General features: G+C 72.0%; 8 protein-coding genes and 2 pseudogenes. 6 read left to right on the plus strand and 4 right to left on the minus strand.

Features of this window, described 5'->3' with window-relative positions:
• Positions 1-585, minus strand: a complete 585-nt coding sequence (locus POF73_RS07695; protein WP_443049451.1) for an AMIN-like domain-containing (lipo)protein — start codon at positions 583-585, stop codon at positions 1-3.
• A gap of 358 nt (positions 586-943) precedes the next feature.
• Between POF73_RS07695 and POF73_RS07700 the strand changes: the two are divergent.
• The 5 genes and pseudogenes from POF73_RS07700 (at position 944) to POF73_RS46180 (ending at position 6,254) form a co-directional block, all read left to right on the plus strand.
• Positions 944-2,159, plus strand: a pseudogene (locus POF73_RS07700) (FAD-dependent oxidoreductase).
• 135 nt (positions 2,160-2,294) lie between these two features.
• Positions 2,295-4,394: a xanthine dehydrogenase family protein molybdopterin-binding subunit gene (locus tag POF73_RS07705; protein WP_272113770.1), complete on the plus strand. Its 2,100-nt coding sequence runs from the start codon at positions 2,295-2,297 to the stop codon at positions 4,392-4,394.
• Between the two features lie 21 nt (positions 4,395-4,415).
• Positions 4,416-4,871, plus strand: a complete 456-nt coding sequence (locus tag POF73_RS07710; RefSeq protein ID WP_272113757.1) for a (2Fe-2S)-binding protein — start codon at positions 4,416-4,418, stop codon at positions 4,869-4,871.
• Positions 4,872-4,916: 45 nt separating this feature from the next.
• Positions 4,917-5,783 carry a fructosamine kinase family protein gene (locus POF73_RS07715; protein WP_272113758.1) on the plus strand — a complete coding sequence of 289 codons (867 nt, stop codon included), beginning with the start codon at positions 4,917-4,919 and terminating at the stop codon, positions 5,781-5,783.
• 189 nt (positions 5,784-5,972) lie between these two features.
• Complete coding sequence (locus POF73_RS46180) at positions 5,973-6,254, plus strand: LacI family DNA-binding transcriptional regulator (RefSeq protein ID WP_443049452.1); 282 nt, start codon at positions 5,973-5,975, stop codon at positions 6,252-6,254.
• 819 nt (positions 6,255-7,073) lie between these two features.
• Here the strand turns inward: POF73_RS46180 and POF73_RS07725 are convergent.
• Positions 7,074-7,937: a hypothetical protein gene (locus POF73_RS07725; RefSeq protein ID WP_272113759.1), complete on the minus strand. Its 864-nt coding sequence runs from the start codon at positions 7,935-7,937 to the stop codon at positions 7,074-7,076.
• 290 nt (positions 7,938-8,227) lie between these two features.
• Between POF73_RS07725 and POF73_RS07730 the strand changes: the two genes are divergently transcribed.
• Complete coding sequence (locus tag POF73_RS07730) at positions 8,228-8,668, plus strand: VOC family protein (RefSeq protein ID WP_272113760.1); 441 nt, start codon at positions 8,228-8,230, stop codon at positions 8,666-8,668.
• Positions 8,669-8,692: 24 nt separating this feature from the next.
• Here POF73_RS07730 and POF73_RS07735 read toward each other — a convergent pair whose 3' ends face one another.
• Positions 8,693-9,886, minus strand: coding sequence for a CaiB/BaiF CoA transferase family protein (locus tag POF73_RS07735; protein WP_272113761.1), 1,194 nt, complete (start codon positions 9,884-9,886; stop codon positions 8,693-8,695).
• 115 nt (positions 9,887-10,001) lie between these two features.
• Positions 10,002-10,126, minus strand: a pseudogene (locus POF73_RS07740) (MarR family transcriptional regulator); the annotation flags it as partial.

Raw genomic sequence — 10,126 nt, forward strand, 5'->3', positions numbered from 1 at the left:
TCAGCGTGCCCCGGTCCAGTTGTGTGCGACGTCGACCACGACCCGGCCGGCAGTCACCCACACCCGGAACGGCAGCCGGGCCCGGACCCCGAGTCCGATCTGTGTGTCCCCTTCGAAGCTGCCGGCGAACCGCGCGTCCCTGAAGGTGCGGTAGCCCGTGAGGTCCACGCCCGACAGGCGCTGACCCGCGCGCACGGGATACGTGGGCTTCCCGGTGTCCGTGTCGTACGCCGGGGCGGCCACCCGCACTTCGAGGACGGCTCCGCCGCCCACGGGGATGTAGTTGCCCGAGCCGTCCTGGTGGAGTCGGCTGACGTACCTGACGGAGTAGCCGAGGGCGCCCGTGCCTGCGCCGGGGACGTCGACGACCATGCGGTCGAAGCAGGCGTGCCGGCCGGTCCTGATGTTCGTCACCGACTCCGTCGTGGCGGCGGAGCGGGTCTTGGCCACACTGCCCCAGCCCGTGGGGCAGGCCGTGGTCAGGGCCGTCGTGCTGACCGGTGCGGCACCGGCCGGAACCGCCGCCACTCCCAAGGTGGTGCCCATGAGCGCGAGTGCCGCCCATGCCGTTCTCTTTCGTACCATTGCGTCCCCCCGGGAAGCTGTCTGTCTGGTATCTGGTGAGACACCCGGATTGGCTCCATGGTTGCACCGTTCGCGAGAGACGTCGCAGGAACCATGCGGAACAAGCCAGGAACACCGATGACCAGCGCCCACGCAGACATGGGGAATGCCGCCACCCGCTCCATGCCACCCGCTCCACGGCGCCCGCCCCATGCCACCCACTCCGTGCCGCCCATGGCCGGGACCATCCGATGGACCCGGTCCGGCGCGGGAACCCACGCAGGTGCCGGGACGTTCCACGAAGGACCCGGGCGATGTGCGGGAGACCGGCGGGCGAGGTGTGCGCACGGGGGCCGTGTGCGTACGAGTAGGGAGCGATGTGGCACAGGTACTGGTCATCGGGGGCGGAATCGCCGGTGCGGGAGCGGCTCTTGCCCTGCACAAGGCGGGATTCGACGTCACTGTGCACGAGGGCGCACCCCGACTCCGCCGAGGACATCGGCGCGTTCCTTACGCTCGCGACCAACGGCATGCGCGCCCTCGCGGAGATCGACGCCTCGGCCGCGGTCACCGCGATCGGCTTCCCCCTCACCTCGATGCGGGTCCTCGACGACACGGGCACCCAGGTGGCCCAGGTGCCGCTCGGCGAGGCCGGCACCCCCCACCTGCGGTACCGCTGCGTGCGGCGCGGCGATCTCAACGCCGCCTTACAGGCCGAGGTGACAGGCCGTGGCATCGACATCCGGCACGGCGCCCGCCTCGTATCCGTCGAGGAAGGACCGGACGGCGTCACCGCCCACTTCGCCGACGGCAGTACGGCCACCGGCGACCTCCTCATCGGCGCCGACGGCCTGAGTTCCACCGTCCGCCGGATCGTCGCCCCCGACGCCCGCCCGGACTACGCCGGGCAGTACGTCTTCTACGGCTACACCGACGCCGCACCCCCGTCCGGCGAGGGCGAGACCATCACCATGGTCCGCGGCAGCTCCGTCGCCTTCGGATACGCGGTGTCGCCCGCGGGGGAGTCGTACTGGTTCGCCCGTGTCACCGACACCCCGCTGACCGCCGACGACCTCGCCCACGGCACCCCCGCCCGATGGCGCGATCTGCTGCTGCCGCTGCTGCGCAAGGACGCCACCCCCGCCGCCGACCTGGTCGCGGCCACCTCCGACCGGCTGATGGTCACCAACGCCACCGAACTGCCCACCGGGACGCCCTGGCGCTCCGGCCGCACCCTGGTCATCGGCGACGCGGCCCACGCGGCATCCCCCGCCACCGGGCAGGGCGCGTCCATGGCCCTGGAGGACGCCGTCGTCCTCGCCAAGTCCCTGCGGGACACGCCCGACACCGACAGCGCACTCGCCCTCTACGAGACGCTCCGCCGCCCCCGCGTGGAGAACAACATCACGGTCAGCGGCAACATCTCCCGCGGCACCCACTCACCGTCAGGCCCCGGACCCGGCGCCGGTCCCCGACCCGGACCCGGCGCCGCGCGTGGCAGTCGGCCCGGCGACGACGAGCTGATACGGCAGCTGGAGTGGGGTACCGAACTGCGGTCACCCGGGCCGTCGATCGACGAAGCGGCCAAACCGTAGATCGCCGAACCGTAGATCGATGGAGTGACCAACCGGCGCAACCTCGGCGAGCAACCGCCCCTCATACAGGTCGAACCACCCCGGGTTCTCGGAGAGGAGCGTCTGTTGGCCCGTCAGTTGTCACGTCGACAGTTCGTGGTCTACTCGCTCGCGGCGACCACCCTGACCGTCGCCGCACCGCTCGGCTGCGAGGCCTCGCCCGCGGAAGGCGCCGAGGAAGCCGAGGGCGGCGCCCGCCCGTCGTCCGAAGTGGTGGCCACCGGCACCGACGAGGAGATGCTGGTCCTGGAGGTCACCACGGCCAACCGGATCGTCGTACGGCTGCCGCGTGTGGAGGTCGGCCAGGGCGTCACCACCGCCGTCGCCATGATGATCGCCGAGGAACTGGACGCCCGGCTCGCCGACGTCGACATCCCGCTCGCGGACGCCCGAGGCAAGGGCAACCAGTTCACCGGCGGCTCGAACTCGGTCAGTTCGCTGTACGGGCCGGCCCGGCAACTGGCCGCCACCGCCCGCGCCAAGCTGGTGACCGCGGCCGCCCGGCGCTGGCACGTCCCCGCGCGGACCCTGCGCACCCGGGGCACCCGTGTCTTCGCACCGGACGGGCGCACCGCCACCTTCGGCTCGCTGAGCCGCAGCGCCGCCCGGATCACCCGGCCGGGCGTGCCGACCACACCCAAGCCCGCCTCCCAGCACCGGGTGATCGGCCGGCCGACGACCCGGATCGACGCCCGCGACATCGTGACCGGCAAGGCGAAGTACACCGGAGACCTCGCGGTGGCCGGAGCGAAGCCGACGGTGGTGGCCAGGCCGCCGACGATCGGCGGGAAGGTCGTCTCGGTCGACTCCGCGGCCGCACGCGCCATGCCCGGCGTGCACGCGGTCGTCCGGATCGACGGTGGTGTAGCCGTGGTCGCGGAGACCTTCCACCACGCCTTCCAGGCCCGCGACGCGCTCAAGATCAAGTGGGCGCCGGGCCCGTTGGCGAACCTCTCCGACACCCAGATCCGCTCCCGGCTGCGCGCCGCAGTCCCGAAGCTGGACACCCCGCCGAGCGGATCGGCGCAGACCGAGGCCGAGTTCGAGTTCGCTTTCGTCAGCCATGCGCCGATGGAGGTGCTCACGGCAGTGGCCGACGTACGCGACGGGCGTGCCGAGATCTGGTTCTCCTCCCAGACCCCGCAGTCCGCGCGCGACGACATCGCCGCGACGATCGGCCTGCCCGCGTCGAAGATCCGGGTTCATGTCCTGCGCGGCGGCGGCTCGTTCGGACGCCGGCTGAACTACGACGCCGCCATCGAGGCGGCCCTGATCTCCAAGAAGGCACGCCGGCCGGTGAAGCTGATGTGGAGCCGGGCGGACGACGTCCGGCACGGCAGAATGCGCCCCGCCTCCCACCACCGGATCCGGGCCAGCCACGCCCAGGGCCGGGTGGTGGCCTTCGCCCACGCGACGGCCTCGGTCAACGAGTCCTCCGGGAAGCAGGGCCTGTCCACCCAGGGCGGTGTCCGGCCGGCCACCGTCACCCCCGCCGCGGCCCCGCTTCCCAGCGACAGCGGCCTCTACAACTTCGGCCGCCTCTCCGGCGACTCGGGCTCGATCGGCCTGGCGATCCCGCTCGGCGCCTGGCGCTCGGTGGACTCCGGCACCGTGCGCACCGCCGAGGAGATTGTCGTCGACGAGGTCGCCCGCAGCCTCGGCGAGGACCCGGTCGCCTTCCGCCGTACGACACTGCGCGGCAAGGCCGTCAAGGCCGTACTGGACAAGGTCGCGACCGCCGGGAAATGGGGCCGGACCATGCCGCGGGGCCACGCCCAGGGGGTCGCCGTCCACGAGGAGTACGGCTCCTGTGTGGCCTGTCTGGTCGAGATCGACGCCGTCGACCCGAAGAACCCCCGGGTGACCAAGGTGGTGATGGCGGCCGACGTCGGAACGGCCGTGAACCCGCGCGGACTTGAGGCCCAGCTCATGGGCACCGCCGTAGACGGCATCTCCACGGTGCTGCGGGCCGGCCTGCACATCGACAAGGGCGCCGTCCGCGAGAGCAGCTACGCCGACTTCCACTACGCCCGCCAACGGCACGCCCCACCGCACTTCGAGGCGCACATCATGCCCTCCCGGCGCGACCCCGGCGGAGCCGGTGAACTCGGCGTCCCGGCCGCGTCCGGAGCCGTCGCCAACGCCTATGCCCGCGCGACCGGCACCAAGCCGCGCCGCTTCCCCCTGAACTTCTGAGCCTCGTCCGAGAAGGTACCGATGCCGTCCTACTCCTTCACCCTCAACGGCAAGCGCGTCACCGTCGAGGCCCCCGCCGACATGCCCCTGCTGTGGGTGCTGCGCGACCTGCTGAACGTCACCGGCCCCAAGTACGGCTGCGGCATCGGCGCCTGCCGCGCCTGCACCAGCCATCTCGACGGCGACGAGATCCAGCCCTGCGTCGTCCCGGTCGCCGACTGCGCCGGCCGCGAGGTCACCACCATCGAGGGCCTGGCCGACGGCGAGCGCCTCCACCCCGTGCAGCAGGCCTGGCTCGACTGCGACGTGGCCCAGTGCGGCTTCTGCCAACCGGGCCAGATCATGGCCACGGCCGCCCTCCTGAAGAAGACACCCCGACCGACCGACGCCGACATCGACCGCATCGAGAACGTCTGCCGCTGCGGCACCTACTCCCGTATCCGCGAGGCGATCAAGAAGGCCGCCGCCAACGGCTGACCCGGTGACTTCGGCAGGGGGCGGGGCCGCCGTACGCTGACGGCCGTGCACAACAGCTTCGAGGACCCGGGCGCCGTCGCGGCGCGCCTCACCGGACGTGCGGCCAAAGGCGAGCGTCGGCTCTCCGGCACGCTCGCCGAAGTCACCCTCGACAACGGCCGGGTGGTGATGGTCAAACGCGGCGACGGAGACCGGGCGGCTCGGGCCGAGGCGGCCGGGCTGCGCTGGCTGGCCGAGGCCGGCACGGTCCGTATCCCCACCGTGCGCGGCCAGGACGGGCCGTGGCTGGTCACCGACCGGGTGGCGACCGGTCGTCCCGGCGCCGAGGCCGCGCAGCGGCTGGGCCGCGAACTGGCCGCCCTGCACACAGCCGGCGCCCCCGCCTTCGGCGCCCCGCCGCCCGGCGGCCCCGAGGACGCCTGCATCGGGCTCGCCCCGATGCGTAACGTCACCGGTCCCGACTGGCCCCGCTGGTACGCCGAGCACCGGGTGCTGCCGTATCTGCGCCGTGCGGTCGACGAGGGCACGGTCCGTGGCACGGAGGCCCGTATCGTCGAGCGGGTCTGCGAGCGGCTCCCCGAACTGGCCGGCCCCGCCGAGCCGCCCGCCCGGCTGCACGGCGACCTCTGGAACGGCAACGTCCTGTGGGGCGCCGACGGACACGCCTGGCTGATCGACCCGGCCGCGCACGGCGGGCACCGCGAGACCGACCTGGCGATGCTGCACCTCTTCGGCTGCCCCCACCTGGACCGCATCCTGGACGGCTACCAGGAGACCGCGCCCCTCGCCGACGGCTGGCCCCACCGGATCGGCGTCCACCAACTCTTCCCGCTCCTTGTGCACGCGGTGCTCTTCGGCCGCGGTTACGCCGAACAGGCCCTGGCAGCCGCCGAGTCGGCCCTGACGAGCTGACGCTGCCGGATCGCTTCCGGATCGCGGCCGGACCGCGCCGGATTGCTGTTGCGGGCGCACAGATCCAGTGACTGGGCTCCCACCACTCCCCACACTGGCGTGACTACGTGGTCAATGCAGCCCTCGCACAGCCACCGCTCCACGTGACTACGTAGTCAACGACGACGACAACCACCCCGGGAGCCCTCCGTGGCGACGACCATGACCGAGGCCGCAGGCGCCGCCGGCGTCTCCCAGAAGACCGTGTCGCGGGTCGTCAACGGCGAACCGCACGTCAGCCCGGACGTCCGCGACCGCGTGCTCCGGGCCACAAGGGAGCTGGACTACCGCCCGAACAACGCGCATCTCATCGCCCTGATCGAGGGCCGCCCCGCACCGGCCGAACACCCCGAACCGGCCGTCGTGTTGACCGTACGGAGCTCCACCGCACCCGCACACTCGCACCCGCACACTCGTAGCCGCACCACGTGAGGAGTCACGTGTGTACCCACCAGCCCACCCGACCCGCCGTGCCCTCCTGCACGGCGCCCTCGGCCTGAGCGCGGCCGCCGCCCTCACCGCCTGCGCGGGAGACAGCACCAGCGCCCTCACCTCCGGAGACGTCACCCTCGCCCTGTGGACCCACGACCCGGGCTACGAGGCCTTTTTCGAGAAGGGCATCCCGGACGCCGACCGCCTCACCGACTTCCGCTACCACCTGAAGGTCACCCGCGCCGGAGCCTCCGACGTGGTCACCAAGCTGCTCGCCCAGGCCGTCGCCGGACGCGGCATACCCGACCTCGTCGGCTTCGAGATCGGCAGCTTCCCGCGCATGCTGCGCGGCGACATCGCCGAACGCCTGCTGGACGACCTCACCGACGACATAGCCGCCGTACCCGGCCTGAAGGACGACCTGCTGCCCGCCCGCACGGCCCCCTTCAGCGATGACGGCCGGGTCTACGCCTTCGACTCGGACACCCCGATGGTCGTCCACTTCTGCCGGGACGACCCCTTCGACCGGTACAACCTGCCCAAGGACAGCGTCACTTGGGAGGAGTTCGCCGAGCTCGGCGCCCGCGTCCACCGCGACCACGGCGCGTCGATGTGCGTCGTCTCCACGGTCGGCAGCGACGCCGGCCAGGTCGTGCAGTCCTTCCAGAGTGCTCCTCTACCAGCGCGGCGGCGCCCTCTTCGACGCCGACCAGAACCTCGTCCTCGACTCACCGGAGGCCGAGGAGGTCCTGCGCACCGAGTACGCGACCGAAGTACCCCTCGGCCCCTGCGATGTGAGGGCCCTTCAGGACCGCTGACTCACTCGGTCCCTCGCACGGGACTGCCCGTGAACGCGTCCAACAGGGTTCGGTCGCCCAGCGGGCGGTCCAATGCGACGGTCACCTTCTTGGACAGCAGCTGGAGCGTGCAGGGACCGTCCTTGGTCCCCACGAAGTAGGCGGACAGCACGACACTGCCCTCCGTCTCCAGGACGTCCACGCCGGGTCCGTCGTCGCACGCCCCGTGGTGGGCCAGCACGGTGAGGGACCGGCCGTCCGCGGACACCTCGACCAGCCTGTCGAGGTCCCACAACTCGCTGCTGGGGTACTCGAACGGTCCGATGGGCGACTTCGGCGGCTTGGCGGAGCTGAGGGCGACCCGTTTGAGCGGGGTGTCATAGCCCCTGATCGTGAACAGCCACGCCGGAACGGTGGCCGGGCCGCGGCTGGTGGCCAGCGTCGTCTCGCCCAGCTTGGCCCCGGTCACCGTGAGACGCGGCCCGGGGGCGTTCGAACCGCCCAGCTTCTCGTACGCCGCCCGCGCCCCCATGAGCGGCAGCGTGAGCGAGTCACCGTCCTGCCAGGTCACCTTCGCGTTCTTCTGCGGGGTCCTGGGGAGCTCGCCGCGCAGCACGAAGTTCCGGGTGTCGTACGCCTCCTTGTCGGCGTCGTTGTGGAAGGCGCCCTCGGGCAGCTGCACCGGGTCGCCCATCGGGTAGTAGCCCTCGCGCCAGGTCTCGGCGGCCGGTGAACCGTCCCAGGCCCTGGCCACCTTGAGCGCACGGGGCCTGGTGTGAGGCGCCGGTTCGGACTCCTCCTCGCTCGCGGTGACACTGCCGCATCCGGCGGCGAGCAGGCCGAGTGCGGTGAGCAACCGGACGGTGCGCGGGACGGTCGTACGCATGGATACCCCCGAGCGGACGGCGATGAGCCGGTCAGGGCGGTGCCGTCACCGCCCGACACTGTGACGCGGGGAGCGTGCGCCGCGTTCGGTCGTGCACGGTGCGAATCGTCGAGGAATCATGGGAAAGCGGGGACGGCACGCCGCGGCCGGTCGTCTGCCGCAGCGGTGCCGGGCGCGATCCAGGTTTTTCGGAGTTCGGCGGTCCGCGGATGTCGAGAACGCGACATCGGCTCCGTCCCAGGGACGTCAGCGGCCACCACCGGCCGCCCGAGGAAGAGGGAGAAACCGGCATGGCGATTCAGCGGATGGACAACGTCGGCATCGTCGTCGAGGACATGGATGCAGCCATCGCGTTCTTCGTGGAACTCGGTATGGAGCTGGAGGGCAGGGGGGAGGTCGAGGGCCTCTTCGCCGACCAGTGCACCGGACTCGACGGCGTCCGCTGTGACATCGCGATGCTCCGGACCCCGGACGGTCACAGCCGGCTCGAACTGGCGAAGTACCGCAGCCCCGCGGTGATCAGCGCCGGGCCGCGCAACCGGCCGCACAACATTCTGGGCACCCACCGCGTCATGTTCGCCGTCGACGACATCAAGGACACAGTTGCCCGCCTGCGCCCTCACGGCGCCGAACTCGTCGGCGAGATCGCCCGGTTCGAGGACAGCTATCTGCTCTGCTACGTCCGCGGCCCGGAGGGCATCATCGTCGGACTGGCCGAGCAGCTGAGTTGAGACGGAGGAAGCGGATCAACGCCCTCAGACGACGGCACCGGCGCGCAGGGCCTCGATCTCCTCGCCGGTACGGCCCAGTTCGGTCAGGATCGCCTCGGTGTGCTCGCCCACCGCGGGCACCGGGTCCATCCGCGCGGGCACCCCGGCGAGATCGGCCGGCGGCAACAGGGCCCGCGCCGTCGCGCCGCCGGGTACCGCCACGTCGCGCCAGCGGTCGCGGCCGGACAGCACCGGGTGGTCCAGGAACGCGGCGACGTCGTTGACCCCGGCGCAGGCGATGTTGATGGACTCCAGGTCCTTGAGGATCTCGTCGGCACCGGAGCGGGCGCAGCGCTCGGCGACCACGGCGTTGAGTTCGTCGCGGTGGGCCACTCGGGCGGAGCTCGTGGCGAACCGCGGATCGTCGGTCAGCTCGGGCCGGCCCAGGAACTCCGCGCACAGGACGGCCCACTCGCGCTCGTTCTGGATGGAGAACAGCACCTCACGGCCGTCGGCGGCCGGGTAGGCGCCGTACGGGGCGAGGGTGGGGTGCTGGGTGCCGAGTCGGAGAGGCTGGGCGCCGCCGTACTGCGTGTAATAGGCGGGCTGCCCCATCCACTCCGCCAGCGCCTCGAACAGGGACACCTCCACCGGATGCGCCGTGCCCGTGGTGGCGCGGGTGTACAGGGCGGTGAGGAGACCGCTGTACGCGTACATCCCGGCGGCGATGTCGGCGACGGAGATGCCCACCCGCGCCGTCTCGTCGGGGGTTCCGGTCAGTGACACCAGCCCGGTCTGGCACTGCACCAACAGGTCGTACGACTTCCGGTCGGCCCATGGCCCGGACGTGCCGTACCCGGAGATCGTGCACGGGATCAGCCGCGGCCACCGCTCGCGGAGCGCCTCGGCATCCAGGCCGAGACGGTCGGCGGCGCCGGGCGCCAGGTTCTGCACGAACACGTCGGCGCCGTCGAGGAGCTCGTTCAGGATCTCCCGGCCCCGCGGGGCCTTCAGGTCCAGCGTGAGGGATTCCTTGGACCGGTTGAGCCACACGAAATAGCTGGACTGCCCGTGCACCGTCGTGTCGTACCGACGGGCGAAGTCCCCGCCCCCGGGCCGCTCGACCTTGATCACGCGCGCCCCGAGGTCGGCGAGCTGCCGGGTGGCGTAGGGGGCGGCCACGGCCTGCTCAAGGCTGACGACGGTGACACCGGACAGGGGAAGGTGGGGCGCGCTCATAGAGGCCATGTGTACGGGCACATCGGAGATCGCGTCAACGGCACATGGCCGGGGGTGGCCCAGAACTGGTGTCCGCGCAGGTGCGGATGCCGGCCCGCCGGGGCGGCGCGCGGCCTCAGACGGGTACGCGGAGTGTCTCGACCGCCCGGACCAGCGGGGCCAGTTCGGGATTCTCCGCGGCCGCGTCGAGGGCCTCGCGCAACGCGGCCTCGTTCGTCGGCCGTGCTTCTGCGAGGAGCG

Origin of the sequence: Streptomyces sp. HD, assembly GCF_028369295.1 — a bacterium.
GTDB lineage: Bacteria > Actinomycetota > Actinomycetes > Streptomycetales > Streptomycetaceae > Streptomyces.